Annotated in this window: 14 protein-coding genes; 7 read left to right on the forward strand and 7 right to left on the reverse strand. The window is 62.8% G+C overall.

The window, feature by feature from the left end; all coding sequences use genetic code 11:
• The first annotated feature begins 58 nt into the window (after positions 1-58).
• On the forward strand, positions 59-1,897 hold the full coding sequence (locus U9R80_RS10820) for a sigma-54-dependent Fis family transcriptional regulator (protein WP_301839651.1): 1,839 nt from the start codon (positions 59-61) through the stop codon (positions 1,895-1,897).
• Positions 1,898-1,910: 13 nt separating this feature from the next.
• On the opposite strand, the gene U9R80_RS10825 is transcribed toward U9R80_RS10820, so the two are convergent.
• Positions 1,911-2,834, reverse strand: coding sequence for a SphA family protein (locus U9R80_RS10825; protein ID WP_301839649.1), 924 nt, complete (start codon positions 2,832-2,834; stop codon positions 1,911-1,913).
• Positions 2,835-3,544: 710 nt separating this feature from the next.
• Positions 3,545-4,429, reverse strand: coding sequence for a helix-turn-helix domain-containing protein (locus U9R80_RS10830; RefSeq protein WP_301839648.1), 885 nt, complete (start codon positions 4,427-4,429; stop codon positions 3,545-3,547).
• Positions 4,430-4,616: 187 nt separating this feature from the next.
• On the opposite strand from U9R80_RS10830, the gene pobA reads away from it, so the two are divergent.
• Complete coding sequence (gene pobA, locus U9R80_RS10835) at positions 4,617-5,804, forward strand: 4-hydroxybenzoate 3-monooxygenase (protein ID WP_301839647.1); 1,188 nt, start codon at positions 4,617-4,619, stop codon at positions 5,802-5,804.
• Positions 5,805-5,821: 17 nt separating this feature from the next.
• Positions 5,822-6,010, forward strand: a complete 189-nt coding sequence (tatA, locus tag U9R80_RS10840) for a twin-arginine translocase TatA/TatE family subunit (protein ID WP_036990060.1) — start codon at positions 5,822-5,824, stop codon at positions 6,008-6,010.
• A gap of 25 nt (positions 6,011-6,035) precedes the next feature.
• On the opposite strand, the gene U9R80_RS10845 is transcribed toward tatA, so the two are convergent.
• Positions 6,036-6,668, reverse strand: coding sequence for an ankyrin repeat domain-containing protein (locus U9R80_RS10845; protein WP_301839852.1), 633 nt, complete (start codon positions 6,666-6,668; stop codon positions 6,036-6,038).
• A 123-nt stretch (positions 6,669-6,791) separates the two neighbouring features.
• Between U9R80_RS10845 and U9R80_RS10850 the strand changes: the two genes are divergently transcribed.
• The gene (locus U9R80_RS10850) at positions 6,792-7,673 is read left to right on the forward strand and encodes a LysR substrate-binding domain-containing protein (RefSeq protein ID WP_301839634.1); all 882 of its coding nucleotides are present in this window, start codon (positions 6,792-6,794) and stop codon (positions 7,671-7,673) included.
• A gap of 21 nt (positions 7,674-7,694) precedes the next feature.
• On the opposite strand, the gene U9R80_RS10855 is transcribed toward U9R80_RS10850, so the two are convergent.
• From U9R80_RS10855 to U9R80_RS10870, 4 genes are all read right to left on the reverse strand, one after another.
• The gene (locus tag U9R80_RS10855; protein ID WP_301839633.1) at positions 7,695-8,309 is read right to left on the reverse strand and encodes an START domain-containing protein; all 615 of its coding nucleotides are present in this window, start codon (positions 8,307-8,309) and stop codon (positions 7,695-7,697) included.
• A gap of 159 nt (positions 8,310-8,468) precedes the next feature.
• Complete coding sequence (locus tag U9R80_RS10860; RefSeq protein ID WP_028944847.1) at positions 8,469-9,305, reverse strand: bifunctional allantoicase/(S)-ureidoglycine aminohydrolase; 837 nt, start codon at positions 9,303-9,305, stop codon at positions 8,469-8,471.
• Positions 9,306-9,464: 159 nt separating this feature from the next.
• Entirely contained in the window at positions 9,465-10,061 is a 597-nt protein-coding gene (locus tag U9R80_RS10865) for a hypothetical protein (RefSeq protein ID WP_301839631.1), read from the reverse strand.
• A gap of 30 nt (positions 10,062-10,091) precedes the next feature.
• Positions 10,092-11,219, reverse strand: coding sequence for a hypothetical protein (locus U9R80_RS10870; protein ID WP_301839630.1), 1,128 nt, complete (start codon positions 11,217-11,219; stop codon positions 10,092-10,094).
• A 291-nt stretch (positions 11,220-11,510) separates the two neighbouring features.
• On the opposite strand from U9R80_RS10870, the gene U9R80_RS10875 reads away from it, so the two are divergent.
• The 3 genes from U9R80_RS10875 to U9R80_RS10885 all read left to right on the forward strand — a co-directional run bounded on the left by U9R80_RS10875 (position 11,511) and on the right by U9R80_RS10885 (position 15,763).
• A complete protein-coding gene (locus tag U9R80_RS10875) occupies positions 11,511-13,064 on the forward strand; it encodes a DUF2272 domain-containing protein (RefSeq protein WP_301839628.1) in 1,554 nt (517 codons plus the stop codon).
• Between the two features lie 180 nt (positions 13,065-13,244).
• Complete coding sequence (locus tag U9R80_RS10880) at positions 13,245-14,945, forward strand: amidase (protein WP_301839626.1); 1,701 nt, start codon at positions 13,245-13,247, stop codon at positions 14,943-14,945.
• 83 nt (positions 14,946-15,028) lie between these two features.
• Positions 15,029-15,763, forward strand: a complete 735-nt coding sequence (locus U9R80_RS10885) for a phytanoyl-CoA dioxygenase family protein (RefSeq protein WP_301839625.1) — start codon at positions 15,029-15,031, stop codon at positions 15,761-15,763.

Here is a 15,763-nt window from a genome sequence, read left to right on the forward strand (position 1 = left end):
CCCCGCCGGGGCGGGGGGCATACTGGAGGCCTTACCTTCTGCCTTGCACTTATTGCCTATGACTCCTACAACACCTGGCAAATCGGGTCGGCCCGTGGACGAAGCGTTTTTCAAGCAGCTGCTGGGCCGGCACAAGCGCGTGATCGTCGATCGCACCAATCAATTCGGCAGCACCGGCCTGCCTTCGGCCGAGCAACTGGCCGAGTCGGTGGCCTTTGCGCCCCAGGACGGTAGCATCTGGCTGTGTGGCCAGCGCATGATGCTGCTGCAAGGCTCGGCTTTTGGTGCCATTCGCCACGAGCTGATCGACGCCCTGGGCCTGGACAAGGCCCGTGGCCTGCTCACCCGCATTGGCTGGCAAGCCGGTGCCCGCGATGCCGCCCAGGTCAGCGAGCAATGGCCCGAGGGCGACCACGCCAGCCTCTATAGCGCAGGCCCGCGCCTGCACATGCTCGAAGGCATGGTCAATGTCGAGGTGGTGCGCTTCGAGATCGACTCGAGCATCGGTCATTTCTATTCCGAGTTTCTCTGGCACAACTCCCTGGAGGTCGATGAGCACATTGCTGCCTACGGCCTGGGCGGGGAGCCGGCGTGCTGGATGGAGATCGGCTACGCCAGCGGCTATGCCTCCTCGTTGCTCGGACGCCTGGTGGTGTTTCGCGAGCACCAGTGCCGGGCCATGGGCCACGGCGCCTGCCGGATCGTCGGCAAGCCTGCCGAGCAGTGGGACGACATCGACATCGACCTGGCTTACCTGGACCCCGGTGATTTTCTCAGCCGCAGTGCCTATCACGCGGGTGTCGAGACACCGGTGGCCGACCTTGAAGTGCCTGCCGACGGCAAGCAGTTGGTGGGGATCTCGGCAAGCTTCGTGGCGGCCAGCCAATTGCTGCATCGGGTAGCGCCGACCCAGGCCACGGTGTTGCTGACCGGTGAGTCGGGGGTGGGCAAGGAGTTGTTCGCCCGTACCCTGCACCAGGCCAGCAGTCGCCAGCACATCCCGATGGTGGCGCTCAATTGCGCGACCCTGCCGGAGAACCTGGTGGAGGCCGAGTTGTTCGGGGTCGAGCGCGGTGCCTTCACCGGTGCCGAACGCTCGCGGCCGGGGCGCTTCGAGCGGGCCCACGGCGGCACGCTGTTCCTGGATGAAATCGGGACCTTGAGCCTGCATGCGCAAAGCAAGATCCTGCGCGCCCTGCAAGAAGGCGAAATCGAGCGGGTGGGCGGCAGTGCGCCGATTCTGGTGGATGTGCGGGTGATCGCCGCCACCAACCTGGACCTGCGTCGTGAAGTGGAGGCGGGGCGCTTTCGTGAAGACCTGTTCTACCGCCTGAATGTGTTCCCTATTCACTTGCCGCCGCTGCGTGAGCGGCGTGAAGACATCCCGCTGTTGATGAGCTACTTCCTGCGCACCTTCAGCCAGCGTCACGGCCGCCAGTTGACGGGCTTCAGCATGCGCCTGGTCAATGCGCTGCTGACTTACCGTTTTCCCGGCAATATTCGCGAGCTGCAGAACCTGGTCGAGCGCGGCGTGATCGCGGCCAGTGATGGCGAGGCAATGGACGTGGTGCACCTGGCCGAAGCCGGTGCGCCATTGATGGAGGCTGCCATCGGCCTGACCACGGAAGGGCGCCTGGCCATGGGCAAGGTAGCGCCTGCACCGCTGCCGGCGACTGAAAGTGGCGCGGCGCACATGGCCGATGGCGGGGCGCCGGAGCTGGCCAGCCTGCAGGCGTTCTTCAGCGGCCAGCAGCGGGTGCTGGGCACCTCGCTGGAAGAGATCGAACGGCGCCTGGTGCAACTGGCACTGGAGCGCTCCGGTGGCAATGTCACCGCCGCCGCGCAGATGCTCGGCATGAGCCGCGCCCAGGTCAGCTACCGGCTCAAGGGCAGCTGACCGGACGCTCGCGTCAGAGCGCGGTGGTGAACTTGAACCAGTAGGTCTGGCCTTCGGTGCGGTTGCGCACGCCGGAGTCATCCTGCCATTTGGCGCTGAACATCCAGCCCTGCTTGCTGCTGTACTGCACGGCGGGGCCGATGGAGAAAGAGCGGCCACGGTTGCCGTCGCTGGCATCGACCAGGGCGGCGGCGTCGCAGTCGCTGGCGCTGCATTTGTCGTCGCTGATCTGCTGATAGGCATGCCCGCCAACGCCCACCACCCAGCCATTGCCAAGGCCCCAGCCCAGGGTGTAGTCGGCGTGCAACTCGCGACCGGACTGGTAATGGGTCGCGCGGTTCTCGAAGTTGTAGTCGTGCATCAGGCGGATGTCGGCGTTCAGGCCGTCGGGGTCCAGGTAAGTCATCGCCAGCACGGCTTGCACGGTGTAGTAGTGGTTGCCCAGGTTGATCAGGTCGTCCTCGTCGTATTCGCTGGCGGTGGGCAGGACGAAATCGACGCCGGTGGCGATGTGCAATTTTTCGCTGGGGTGAAAGCCGATCACCGGGCCCAGGTGGGCATCGCCGATGCCGCGCTTGTGGTCGTGGGGGCCGTTCTTGACGTTCAGGCGCATGTCGTTGAGCGGCAGCAGGGCGTGAAAACCCAGATCGCCGCCGAATACCTTTTGCTCGGTGACCCAGACAAAGCGCGGTGCCAGGGTGGTGACCCGCAGGTCGATGTCGGCAGCCTTGTCACCGCTGTTGTCGCGCAGGCTGTCGGCCAGGTAATTACCGACGAAGAGTTGGGCGTAGGTGCCTGGCGGCGGCAGGATGCCCATGCCGTAGATTTCGATGCCATTGGGCCAGGAAGAAATGCCGCCTTCGGTGGCATGGGCGTGCAAGGCGCAGGTGCTCAGGAGCAGGCCGGCGGTGAGGTGGCGAGGGGAGCGTTTGAACATGAGAGGTCAGCCTTATTGTTATGAGTGATTCGCTCGGGACCCTCTCAATATGCGTGCCAGGTTTTATCTCCTTATTTATCAATCAGTTAACTAACTGATCGGGTTTTGCTTGGCGGGATTTATTAAGAAAATTCAGCAAGATGAATAAAACTCTCGGTAGGAGCGGGCTTGCCCCGCGATGGCCTCCGAGTCGTGCACATCGGGTAGGACCATCACCGGCCTCGCGATGTGGTGTTGGTGTTGGTGGTCTTATCCATTGGCCAGGGTGACGCTGAATCACCTTTGCGCCCTTACGGCGCCTTACTTTTTTTCAGTCGAAAAAAAAGTAAGCAAAAAATTCTCGCCCACCAGGGGCTCTCCGCTGCGCTGCGAGTCCCCTCACTGCGGTGTCGCTACGGGGCATTGCGAGCTACGCGTTGCAAGCAACGCTACGCTTCGCAACTTCGGCATTCGCCGAAGGCGCTGCGCGCTAGCCCCTCCACGACACCTCCGTTCGGCCCTTCTGGTTAACGGGGCGGGTAGATCAAAAGCCAGATCAAGATCAAGAGCACAATTCGCTGCGCTCTTGCTGACCTGCGCTGGCTGTGGGAGCGGGCTTGCCCCGCGATGGCCCCCGAGTCGTGCACATCCAGCCGCAACGGTGACGCGGGTTACCGGCAAGCATGAATCTGTCGGCAGGATTCGAGATCCATCGCGGGGCAAGCCCGCTCCTACGGGCCGGTGGAGGCGGACTGGCGGAACGCATTGGGCGTCTGCCCGCACAGCCGCCTGAAGAACCGCGAGAAGTAGGTGGGATCGCTGAAGCCCAGGCTGTCCGAGAGCTGGCTGATGCTCATGTTGGTGTAGATCAGGTTGCGCCGGGCTTCGAGCAGCAGGCGTTGGTGAATGATCTGCAAGGCTGTCTGCCCGGCCAGCTCGCGACAGAGGATGTTCAGGTGCACGCTGGAGATGCCCAGGCGGTGGGCGAAGTGATCCACCGACAGGTGCTCGCGGTAGTGCTGCTCCACCAGTTTGATGTAGCGCCCCAGCAAGTGCTGGTTGCGCTCGTCGCGGTTGCCCGGGTGGATGTTTTGCTGGCGTTGGCGGCTGATCCAGACCATCAGGCTGGTAATCAGTGAGTGCAGCAGCACCTCGCGCGCCGGGGCGCTGCCTTCGTATTCTCGGTGCAGCACATGAATCAAGGTGTGCAGGGCCTGGCGGTCGCGGCCCAGGGGGTAGCAGCCAATCGACGCCAGGACGCTCAGCGGCGCGCCCAGTTGGGCCTCCAGTTGCGCCACCAGCGGGGCGCCCAGGGTCAGTACGTAGCCATCGATGTCGGCGGAAAACTGAAAGCCATGCACGGTCATGGGCGGGATCACCTGGATCGCTGCCTCATGCACGTCGCTGCGCTTGCCTTCGATTTCCAGCCGGGCGTGGCCGCGTCGGACATACAGCAATTGGAACAGGTCGGCGTGGCGGTGCGGTTTGATCTCCCAGTGGTGCAGGCTGCTGCGCTTGGGGATGGATTCGCAGTGCAGCAAGTCGGGTGTCGGCCAGGCCTGGTTTTCACCGTACAGCTTGAACACGGGGATTCTGGGAAGGCTGGATCTTGTCATTGTGGGCAACCTGCCGGGTAGCATGGCGTTGTTCGATAATCGAACCGAATGTTCAAAAGTGCAATTAACCGGAGCAATATCACCTTTTCTGGCGGTTTTTGTCAGCAAAAATGCAGGGGTCAATAACAACAAAAGCTCCAAGATGCTGCCCAGGCGGCGTGTGGAGCCCCCAAGCGAGACAAGAACAATGAAGACTCAGGTAGCCATTATTGGTGCAGGCCCTTCCGGGCTGTTGCTTGGCCAGTTGTTGCACAAGGCCGGTATCGACACCGTGATTCTCGAACGCCAGACCCCGGACTACGTGCTGGGCCGCATCCGTGCCGGGGTGCTCGAGCAGGGGACGGTCGATCTGCTGCGCGAAGCCGGTGTCTGCGAGCGCATGGACGCCGAAGGCCTGGTGCACGATGGCGTCGAACTGCTGGTCGGCGGCAAGCGCATCCGCGTCGACCTCAAGGCGCTCACCGGCGGCAAGACGGTGATGGTCTACGGCCAGACCGAAGTCACCCGTGACCTGATGCAGGCCCGCGAAGCCTGCGGCGCGCCGATCATCTATTCGGCCGACAACGTCCAGCCCCATGAGATGAAGGGTGAGCAGCCCTACGTCACCTATGAAAAAGACGGCCAGAGCCACCGCATCGACTGCGACTACATTGCTGGCTGCGACGGTTTCCACGGTGTCGCGCGCAAGAGCATTCCCGCGTCGGTGCTGACCCACTACGAGCGCGTCTATCCCTTCGGCTGGCTCGGCCTGCTGTCTGACACCCCGCCGGTCAATCATGAGCTGATCTATGCCCACCACGACCGTGGCTTTGTGCTGTGCAGCCAGCGCTCGCTGACCCGCAGCCGTTACTACCTGCAAGTGCCGCTGACCGACCATGTCGATGACTGGTCCGACGAGCGCTTCTGGGATGAGCTCAAGGCGCGTCTGCCCGAGGACGTCGGTGAGCGTCTGGTGACCGGGCCGTCGCTGGAAAAGAGCATCGCGCCGCTGCGCAGTTACGTGGTCGAGCCGATGCAGTACGGCAAGCTGTTCCTGGTGGGCGATGCCGCGCACATTGTTCCGCCGACCGGTGCCAAGGGCCTGAACCTGGCGGCCTCCGACGTGTGCTATCTGTACCGGATCCTGGTCAAGGTGTATGGCCAGGGGCGCACCGACCTGCTCGACAAATACTCGGAACTGGCCCTGCGCCGGGTATGGAAGGGCGAGCGCTTCAGCTGGTTCATGACCAATCTGCTGCATGACTTTGGCGAGCACAAGGACGCCTGGGACCACAAGATGCAGCAGGCCGACCGCGAGTACTTCTTCAACTCCCACGCCGGCCTGGTCAACATTGCCGAGAACTACGTGGGCCTGCCCTACGAAGACATCGAGTAAGCGAAGGAGGGTGGATCATGGGCGTATTCGACTGGAAACACTGGGCGGTGCTGTTGGTAGTGGTGTTGCTGGTGTTCGGCAGCAAACGCTTGAAAACCCTGGGTGCTGACCTGGGCGAGTCGATCAAGGGCTTTCGCCGTTCGGTGAACAGCGATGAGGAGGCGACGCCGCCGGTGGCGGTGGAGCGCCAGCCTCGCCAGGACTAGCGCTATGGGTGACGGTGCCCGCCGATCAGGCGCGGGCGCCCGCCGCCAGCAGTATCTTCTCGATCGCCGTGTAGCCGCGCTGGCGCGCATGGGCCAGCGGGGTCACGCCATCCTTGTCGGCGATGTTCACGTCGGCCCCGGCCTTGACCAGCAGCGCGACGATCTCGACATGCCGGGCGCCACCATCGCTGAGCACGATGGCCTCCATGAGCGCCGTCCAGTGCAGGCGGTTGATGTGGTTCACATCCACCCCGGCCTCGATCAGCGTACGCACCGTTTCGACATGCCCCCGCTCGGCGGCCGGTATCAGTGCCGTGCCGCCATAGCGGTTGGTGCTCTTGAGGTCGGCACCGTGGTTCAGGGTCAGTTGCAGGATCTGGTTGAGGCCGCGGGCACCGGCGTACAGGTACGGGCTGTCGTCGATGGAGTCCTTGGCGTTGACGTCGGCGCCGGCTTCGATCAGCACGGTTGCCGCCTCGATCCGGTTGCCGTGGGTGGCCAGCAGCAGCGGGGTACGGCCCTGTTTGTCGCGGGCCTCGATGCTGGCGCCCTGGTCGAGAAGGGTTTTTACCTGTGCAGCATTGCCACGCTCGGCAGCTTCGCGCAGCTGGCTTTCGAGCACGCCACCTTCGGCGTTGGCCGTGAGCGAGGCGAGCATGGCAAACAGACAGGCGAAGAAAACGTTGAAGTGTTCCAGGCGCATTCGGCGGTCTCCGTGAGTTGTTCTGTGAATGGGCGCATGATAGAAATCGAGTCACCCATTTAGAAGCTAAATATTCATATGAATATCAGTGTAAAACCGAATAGGTCCTTGTTCGACCTGGACTTGTTGCGCGCCATTGTCGTGGTGGCCGACTGCGGCAGCTTCACCACGGCCGCGGCGCGGCTGCATTCCACTCAATCGACGGTGAGCCAGAAGGTCCGGCGCCTGGAAGACATGGTCGGCCACCGCTTGCTGGTGCGTGGCAACCGGGACGTGTTGCCCACCGATGCCGGGCAGACGCTACTGGGTTATGCCCGGCATATGCTCGCCCTGAACGACCAGATGCTTGAGGCGCTGGCGGGCGCCACGGTCGGGGTGACGGTGCGGTTGGGGGTGCCCGAGGACTTTGTCGGCGGACGCACCACCAATGCCTTGTCGGCGTTCAACCGCAAGTACCAGCAGGTCAAGCTGGAAGTCACCAGTGGCCTGTGCCGCGACCTGAGCCAGAGCTACGACAACGGCGAACTTGACCTGGTGCTGCTCAAACAGCGGCGCAACAGTCGTGAAGGCGTGGCTTGCTGGCCGGAAGAACTGCAGTGGATCGACAGCGCCAGCACGCCCTCCATCGACCTGGACCCGATCCCGCTGGTGACCTTCCCGCCGCGCGGCCTGTACCGCGACGACATGATCAACGCCATCGAAAGCATGGGCCGGCGCTGGCGCATCAGCTTCACCAGCTCGAGCCTGAGCGGTATCCAGGCGGCGGTGGCCGACGGCATGGGCATCAGCCTGCTGCCCCCGCGTGCGGCCACGCGCGAGCATGTGGTGTTGGGGCAACAGAACGGGCTGCCGGAGATCGACAGTTATGAAATCGTCATCGTCCATCGGCCCACGGCCGATCCGATGGTCAAGGAGCTGGCGGGGGTGTTGGCGGGTTTGCTTGAGGCGCATGAGGTCTGATAACGCCGTGCCCGGTGTGTTCTAGTCACGCACCCCCTGACGCTCCGCCACTGCCCGCAAGGTGCGCAACGACACCATCGGCGCGTCGATCACGAACTGGTTGGCCAGCCATGACGGGATGTCGCCGGCAGGTTCAGCCTCCAGTTGGTACGTCACTTCCGTCAATTGCTCGCCCTTGGGCACCAGGGCCCACAGGCCCTTGAGCTGAGTGACGCGGATCAGCCCCGGCACCTGCTCGGCCTTGTCGGCCTCGGCACTGAGGCGGCGGATCATCCCGCCATCGTCGGTGCGCTCGGTCTGTACCCGGATCACCATGTCCCGCGGGCTGGCCGGCCAGGGCAGGTCAGTGGTCAGGTACACCCAGGTACTGTCGCCCTCGACCTCCAGCAGGCGCATCGAGGCGCAGCCGTAGAGCCATTTGCACGCCACTCGCAGGTTCTCTTGCAGATCGCTCAGGGTCAGCACGCTGGCCTTGATCAGCGCCACACCGCGAAAACGCTGGTAGTGGGAGCCTGCAACGTCATCCAGATACACCTGGATGCCGTCTTCGTCCTTGGCCAGGTGCCAGGAGTCGGCGTGGGGACTGCTGCAGAGCAGCAGGACCAGCAGGGCGGTGCACAGGGGGATGGGTTTCATGGAGCAAGCATAGGCCAGCCCCGCAAACCCTGGTAGGAGCGGGCTTGCCCCGCGATTGCGGTTGCCTGGCAGATTGCAATCGCGGGGCAAGCCCGCTCCTGCAACACCCACAAAAAAGCCCGCCAATAACGGCGGGCTTTTTGTACATCGAGCCTGGACTTAACGCTGTGGGTTCAGCACCAGGTTCATGTGACGGTTCACATCTTTGTACAGCAGGTAGCGGAACGGGCCTGGGCCGCCGGAGTAGCAGGCTTGCGGGCAGAAGGCGCGCAGCCACATGAAGTCACCGGCTTCGACTTCGACCCAGTCCTGGTTCAAGCGGTATACCGCTTTGCCTTCCAGTACGTACAGGCCGTGTTCCATGACGTGGGTTTCAGCGAACGGAATCACGCCGCCTGGCTGGAAGGTCACGATGTTGACGTGCATGTCGTGGCGCATGTCGGCCATGTCGACGAAGCGAGTGGTGACCCACGCGCCGTCGGTGCCCGGCATCGGGATTGGCTCGATGTCTTTTTCGTTGGTAACGAACGCTTCCGGCAGGGCCAGGCCTTCAACCACTTGGTAGTGCTTGCGGATCCAGTGGAAGGTGACGTTCTTGCCGCTGGTGTTGCGCAGGCTCCAGTCGGCCGCCGGCGGAATGAAGGCGTAGCCGCCTTCCTTCAGGGTGTACGGCTTGCCTTGCAGGGTGATGTCGACTTCGCCTTCGACGACGAACAGCACCGCTTCGGCATTCTTGTCCAGCTCAGGACGCTCGCTGCCGCCTTCTGGCGCCAGCTCGACGATGTACTGCGAAAAGGTTTCCGAGAAGCCGGTCAGCGGACGGGCGATGACCCACATACGCATCTTGTCCCAGAACGGCAGGTGGCTGGTGACGATGTCACGCATCACGCCCTTGGGGATCACGGCATAGGCTTCGGTGAACATGGCACGGTCTGTCAGCAGCTCGGTCTGAGCCGGGTGCCCACCGTGAGGGGCGTAGTAAGAGGATTTCGACATGGACAGTCTCGACTTGTTGTTGTGTCCCCGTGCCTGGCAGCGCCGGCCGGCGCTGCGTGGGGATGCATTGACACGATATAGACAAGCTCCTGCTATCCACAAATTAAATGTTGAAATACCCGGTATTTGATTCCTGAATGCCGATCCTGTGTATCCGCGTCACTTGGGTTGTTGCAGTCGCCAGACCGCCAGCGCCGCTGAAAACAAGGCGGTGGTCAGCAGCATGATCAAGGCAACGTAGTAGCGCTCCAAGGTGCTGATGACCTTCAAACGGGAGTCTTCAGTCCACAGAATCCCCATGGCATTGACGTCATCGGGCCCGCCCAGTTGATTGACTGCCTCGGCCAGGGCCATGCCCTTGACGCGCTCGCGACCCTTTTCATGCAACTCACCGCGAATGTGCAAGCTCTGGCCGCTGTGGGCCTGGGAGGAGGGTGGGTAGCGGTAGATATAGGTGCGGCTGAAGTCGCGGTAGGGAAAGTAGACGAGCACCGCCAGCAGAAACAGCAGGCAAGTGAAAACGGCAAGGGTACGGGTTTGAACGGCGGTGAGCTTGCGGCGAATCAGCAGGCTCAGGACCAGCAACACGATGACGGTACCCAGGGAGGCAAACCCCACGGTCTGCTGGCTGTTGTCGATGGGCGGGACCAGTTCGGTCAGCAGCGAATTGAACAAGCCGAAAACCACCCCCACAGCGGCAACCGCCGAGGTCACGATGCCCATGGGACCGGCAAAAAAATCTTTGACGCTGGCCATGACGGTACCTCTGCTCAGGCGCGATGCGGCCTAGGGTTTGACCAGGTCGTCGGGCATGTTGAAGACCAGATCCAGGGTAGGCTGCAGCATGTTCGGATCATGGATGGTGCGGTACTTCTTCAGTTGCTTGTGTTTGATCAGTTCGGCCATTTGCGCGTGCTGGAACTTTTCACCGACCCACACACGGGCGTCGAATATGGCCACGTTCTGCACACTGGGCGATGTCTCATCGATGAAGCTGAAGCGGTTGAGGTAGGTCAGGATGTCGGCATCCGAAAACAGCTGCGGGTCATCCACGATGCCGGCCGGCAGCACATAGACCTGCAACCCCTTCACGTCTTGCGTGGTTCCCTGTTGCACCACGCTGACCTTAACCCTCCGCAGCGGCATGGGGGTCTGGCCCGAGAGCATGCGTGCCGTCATCGTCTTGGTAGGGGCGGCCGCCTCTTGGGCCGAGGTGATGTCCCAGGCACTGATTGTGCCGACCTCGGCGGCTTTTTCGTTGAGCTGCGCCGCCCACCGACTGGCGTACTCGATCTGGTACTGGGCGACGGCAAGATCGGCCGAGCTCATGGTATCGGCCTTTGCCTGAAGGACTTGCGCGGCTTCGTCGATGTCCGAGACGACCTTCTTGTGGACGTTCCAGTCCGCGCCGTTTTCATAGACGTTGGGTGACAGCTCGTAGGCCGCCTTGCGGGTGCTGGCGACTTCGGCCACTTGCTCGCGCACCGCCCATTTGCCCACGACGGGGCTGTCGAACGTCATGCCCAGGCCCTTGATGTCGGTCTTGTCCGCCGGGTCTTTGATGGTGGGGGTGTACAAATCAATTTTGGTCCCGGCCGGTATCTGGCCGCTGGAAAAGTCCTTGTCCGGGTTCATGCGCTTGAGCATGTCGAGGGTCGTGGGGTCATCGGACAGGCCGTTGTAGCGCAGGACGTCACTGACGCTTGCAGGCTCTTTCAGCACTTGTGTGTGAAGCTTGATATTGATGTTGGCGGGCGCTTTGATCAGTTGCCCCGTGGGACTCTTGATCAGCAACTCGGTGGCGGGCTTTTGCTGCAGCTGCAATTGCACAGCGGCGGGTGCGGTGGGAGCACCCCCCTGTGCCCACGCCGAGGTGAGCACAGGCAGGGTCAGAATAACGGCCAGGACGCGCATGTTGAGCCTCCGCCAGTGTTCCTCTGCACAGCTAATGTTGAAGCGTAGCCAGCTTATCAATGCAGTCAATGGGGGCGTCCAGCGGCGTGGCAGCCCCAGGCGCCGTTGGCTATCGTCATGAGATTGGCACCACGCCTTTGAGCACCGAGCCATGGACGATGACCGGCCCTTGCCGGACTGCATTGTCAACTTTCCTGCAGACGATGGGAAAAACGCGAAGCTGCAGCAGCCCAGGGACTTCAAGTTGAGCGAGTACTGTTGATTTTCTCCGAACGCGCGAGAGGTGAACGTATGTCGTACAAAGAAGATTTCTCCAATCCCGAAGGCTGGACTGCAGTAGACCTGAGCTCCCGGCTCAACACCACGGCAGGCAAGGCCTTCCTGGCGTTCTTGCGCAGCAGGGGTGCCGACACGGTTATCCGCTACTACGCAAGTTCCGCAAGGCCAAAAACCATCACCGCCGCTGAAGCGAAGTTCCTGTCCAAAGAAGGTTTTGCAATCTTGCCGGTGTATCAGGACAGCAGCCGCGACATCAGCCATTTCTCTACCCAGCAAGGCGTCGACAATGCCAAGAGCGCCATGGATTTTGCCAAGCTGGTCGGTCAACCCAAGGGCAAGGGCAGCACCATTCTTTTTGCGGTGGACGCCGACTACAGTTCCCGGCAGATCGACGGGCCGATACTGGACTACTTCAGGGCGGTCAAGAACGAGATCGGCAATGCCTTCGCCATTGGTGCCTACGGCAGCGGTGCGGTCCTCTCCAAGTTACTGGCCGAAGGCTTGATCAGCGTGCCCTGGATCTCGATGTCGCGGGCGTTCCTGGGGACCGAGCAGTTTTTCTATTCCAGCCGTTGGGCGATGCGCCAGGTGCCGCCCGATGTCAGCCATGAACCCTCTGGCGTCAATTACGACCGCAACGTGGTGCGGGTGTCCGCCAAGGACCTGGGTGCCTTTGTCGTCGATGAGAGCGGTAACGGCCGGCTGGCCTGGGACGAAGACCTCGATGCCACGCTGGGTGGGCGACCGCTGGTGCCGGTCGCTGAACCGTTGTCGGGTACTGACCGGTTCGTCACCACCGAAGGCTTGCGCCTGCGGCAGACGCCCAACGGCATTATCGTCCGTGACTTGACCCTGGGTGAGCGGGTGGTCGACCAGGGCGCCTCGACCGAAGCCGGTTGGCGCAAGGTCAGTGTCGGCGCCGAGCAGGGTGTGGTGTTTGGCAAGTACCTGCGAGCCCCCGTACGCCCGGAAGTCGAAGCGCTGTTGCGGGCAGCGCTGGATGAGTGGCTGCGTTTCGACAAGGGACGCGCCGATGAACGAACCGATCCTTACTACAAGTATGTTCGGGACATGTGGGCTGCAATCGGTGAGCCCTATGACGGTCGCAGTCGTTACGCCAATGGGACGGAGGTGCCCTGGTCGGCGGCGTTCATTTCCTGGGTGGTGCGCCAGGCGGGCCCGGCCTATGCGAATTTCAGCTTTGCCTCGGGGCACTCGGTGTTCGTCAATAATGCGATCAAGGCGCGCATTACCAGTCGGCTGGACAAGCCGTTCTGGGGGTACCGCATCAACGAGCAAAAGCCCGAAATCGGCGACATCATTCAACGCAATCGCGAATCCGGCGTGTTCACCTATTCCTATGCCGAGAACCACGAACGCTACATCAGCCACTCGGATATCGTCGTGGAGGTCACCCCTGACGTGGTGCGGGTGCTGGGTGGCAATGTCAGCGATACGGTGACGCTGAGCGGCGATCTCCAGGAATATCAGCTCGATGCCAATGGCTACCTTGAGCCCGGCCAGCGGATCATAGCCTTGCTCAAGAACCGTGCGGGTCTTGCCTGACAGGCCGGCAACTGGCGCTGGGTGCCCGTGCGCCTCGGGCCCCAGCGTCTGTCGGCTGCTTTGCGGGTTTTCCCACAGCCTGCGATGCCCGTTACACTGGCATCCCTGCGCCCGGCCCAGGGCTGATGCGCACAGCAGAGCAACAAGAACTGACATGAACACCCATTTTGAGATAACAGCATGATCGAGGTCACCGAGGTTTCCATTGCCGAGTTGCGCGCAGCGCTCGAATCTGGCCAGACAACGGCAGTTGAGTTGGTCCAGGCCTACCTGGCCCGGATCGACGCCTACGATGGCCCAGACACTGCCACTGCCCTGAACGCAGTAGTGGTTCGCAACCCCGAGGTGCTCGAGGAAGCCCGGGCCAGTGACGAGCGTCGTGCCAAGGGCCAGACCCTGGGCCCACTCGATGGCATTCCTTACACCGCCAAGGACAGCTACCTGGTCAAGGGCCTCACCGCAGCCTCCGGCAGCCCGGCCTTCGCCAACCTGATTGCCTATCGCGATGCCTTCACCATTGAACGCCTGCGCGCCGGCGGGGCGATCTGCCTGGGCAAGACCAACATGCCGCCGATGGCCAATGGCGGCATGCAGCGCGGCGTCTACGGCCGGGCAGAGAGCCCGTACAACGCCGCCTACCTCACGGCGCCCTTTGCCTCGGGTTCATCCAATGGCGCCGGTACGGCCACGGCGGCGAGCTTTGCCGCCTTCGGCCTGGCGGAGGAGACCTGGTCGAGCGGCCGGGGCCCGGCCTCGAACAATGGCCTGTGTGCCTATACGCCTTCGCGTGGGGTGATCTCGGTGCGCGGCAACTGGCCGCTGACACCGACCATGGACGTGGTGGTGCCGTTTGCCCGCACCATGAACGACTTGCTGGAAGTCCTCGACATTGTCGTGGCCGACGACCCTGACACCCGTGGCGACTTGTGGCGCCTGCAACCCTGGGTACCGATCCCGAGCGTCGAAGCGGTGCGTCCGGCCTCTTACCTGGAGCTGGCCGTAGGCGCCGGATCGCTGGCGGGCAAGCGCCTGGGCATTGCGAAGATGTACATCAATGCCGACCCTGAGGCCGGTACCTCCGAGGCGCCGGGTATCGGTGGCCCGACCGGGCAGCGCATTCATACCCGTCCTTCGGTGATCGAGCTCTGGGAGCAGGCGCGCAAGGCGCTCGAGGCTGCCGGTGCCGAAGTGATCGAAGTGGACTTCCCGCTGGTGTCCAATTGCGAGGGTGACCGCCCGGGTGCACCGACGGTGTTCAACCGTGGCCTGGTGTCCAAGGAGTTCCTCCACCATGAACTGTGGGACCTGACCGCCTGGGCATTCGACGATTTTCTCCAGGCCAATGGCGATCCCAAACTCAACCGCCTGGTTGACGTCGACGGCCCGCAGATTTTCCCGCACGACCCGGGCACGCTGCCCAACCGTGAAGGCGACCTGGCCGCCGGCATGGACGAATACGTGAAGATGGCCGAGCGCGGCATCACCCCGTGGGACCAGATCAGCACCGTGCCCGATGGCCTGCGTGGGCTGGAGAAGACCCGCAAGATCGACCTGGAAGACTGGATGGACCGCCTGGGCCTGGATGCGGTGCTGTTCCCGACCGTTGCCGATGTGGGCCCGGCCGATGCCGATGTCAATCCGGCCTCTGCCGATATCGCCTGGAGCAACGGTGTGTGGGTGGCCAACGGCAACCTCGCCATTCGCCACCTGGGCGTGCCGACGGTCACCGTACCGATGGGGGTGATGGCGGACATCGGCATGCCGGTGGGGCTGACCTTCGCCGGGCGTGCCTATGACGATTCGAGCTTGCTGCGCTTGGCGTCGGCCTTCGAGTCGACCGGCAGCAAACGGATGATCCCGCCGCGTACCCCGGCCTTGTAGGAGCGGGCTTGCCCCGCGAGGCGGTGTGTCTGACAGGCCGCCATCGCGGGGCAAGCCCGCTCCTACAGCAAATGGACAATTGCATGAATACAGGGATGTTGGACTTTGCCTCCCAAGGCTATGCCGTTATCACCGGGCTGTTGGATGACAACGGCCTGGCCACCGCGCGGACGTTGGTTGATCGCGTGGTGAGTCAGCATCGTGCTGGCGCTGCAACCCATCTGGCGTGTGGCGTCAGCATCGCCGATGTCACCCGCCAGCACCCAGGGCGTAATCCTGATATCGACCCGCAAGCGTGGGCTCATGAGCCGTTCATCATCAGCGATCTGATAGCGCTGGATGGCGGTTTTGCCGCGTTGTTCCACACCGAATCCCTCTGGCGCTGTGCGGCAAGGCTGCTTGAGTGTGAGCCGGCCGACGTGGTTTTCCATTTCTGCAATCTGACCCGAAAACCCCGCGGTATTGGCCCGGCTGTGGGGTGGCACCGGGACGCGGGCAATCAGTATTTCGCCAGCGAAGACAACCGGACCCTGCGGCTGCTGCTGCCGCTTCAGGGCATGCGCGCGGACAACGGTGCAACGGCAGTGGTGCCGGGGTCTCATGTTGATCCAGGCGCGGCTGTCGACAATGCGCTGATTCCTGATGTCCCTGCAGGTGCAGGCCTGGCATTGCATGCGGCCGTACTGCACGGCGGCTCGCCCAATCGCAGCACGCAGGACCGGGACGTTATCGTGATTCAGTTTGGTGTGCGCGGATCGACGCTGAGTCATCAGGCCGATGAGGCGCTGGCGTTGGCGGGAACGGAGGCGTTTGCGTAG

Source organism: Pseudomonas sp. JQ170C, from assembly GCF_035581345.1.
Classification (GTDB): Bacteria; Pseudomonadota; Gammaproteobacteria; order Pseudomonadales; family Pseudomonadaceae; genus Aquipseudomonas.

What these genes read in the sequence shown, in the direction of transcription:
- U9R80_RS10820 (WP_301839651.1), top strand. Translation starts at nt 59, where the DNA reads ATGACTCCTACAACACCTGGCAAATCGGGTCGGCCCGTGGACGAAGCG.
- U9R80_RS10825 (WP_301839649.1), bottom strand. Translation starts at nt 2,834, where the DNA reads ATGTTCAAACGCTCCCCTCGCCACCTCACCGCCGGCCTGCTCCTGAGC.
- U9R80_RS10830 (WP_301839648.1), bottom strand. Translation starts at nt 4,429, where the DNA reads ATGACAAGATCCAGCCTTCCCAGAATCCCCGTGTTCAAGCTGTACGGT.
- pobA (WP_301839647.1), top strand. Translation starts at nt 4,617, where the DNA reads ATGAAGACTCAGGTAGCCATTATTGGTGCAGGCCCTTCCGGGCTGTTG.
- tatA (WP_036990060.1), top strand. Translation starts at nt 5,822, where the DNA reads ATGGGCGTATTCGACTGGAAACACTGGGCGGTGCTGTTGGTAGTGGTG.
- U9R80_RS10845 (WP_301839852.1), bottom strand. Translation starts at nt 6,668, where the DNA reads ATGCTCGCCTCGCTCACGGCCAACGCCGAAGGTGGCGTGCTCGAAAGC.
- U9R80_RS10850 (WP_301839634.1), top strand. Translation starts at nt 6,792, where the DNA reads ATGAATATCAGTGTAAAACCGAATAGGTCCTTGTTCGACCTGGACTTG.
- U9R80_RS10855 (WP_301839633.1), bottom strand. Translation starts at nt 8,309, where the DNA reads ATGAAACCCATCCCCCTGTGCACCGCCCTGCTGGTCCTGCTGCTCTGC.
- U9R80_RS10860 (WP_028944847.1), bottom strand. Translation starts at nt 9,305, where the DNA reads ATGTCGAAATCCTCTTACTACGCCCCTCACGGTGGGCACCCGGCTCAG.
- U9R80_RS10865 (WP_301839631.1), bottom strand. Translation starts at nt 10,061, where the DNA reads ATGGCCAGCGTCAAAGATTTTTTTGCCGGTCCCATGGGCATCGTGACC.
- U9R80_RS10870 (WP_301839630.1), bottom strand. Translation starts at nt 11,219, where the DNA reads ATGCGCGTCCTGGCCGTTATTCTGACCCTGCCTGTGCTCACCTCGGCG.
- U9R80_RS10875 (WP_301839628.1), top strand. Translation starts at nt 11,511, where the DNA reads ATGTCGTACAAAGAAGATTTCTCCAATCCCGAAGGCTGGACTGCAGTA.
- U9R80_RS10880 (WP_301839626.1), top strand. Translation starts at nt 13,245, where the DNA reads ATGATCGAGGTCACCGAGGTTTCCATTGCCGAGTTGCGCGCAGCGCTC.
- U9R80_RS10885 (WP_301839625.1), top strand. Translation starts at nt 15,029, where the DNA reads ATGAATACAGGGATGTTGGACTTTGCCTCCCAAGGCTATGCCGTTATC.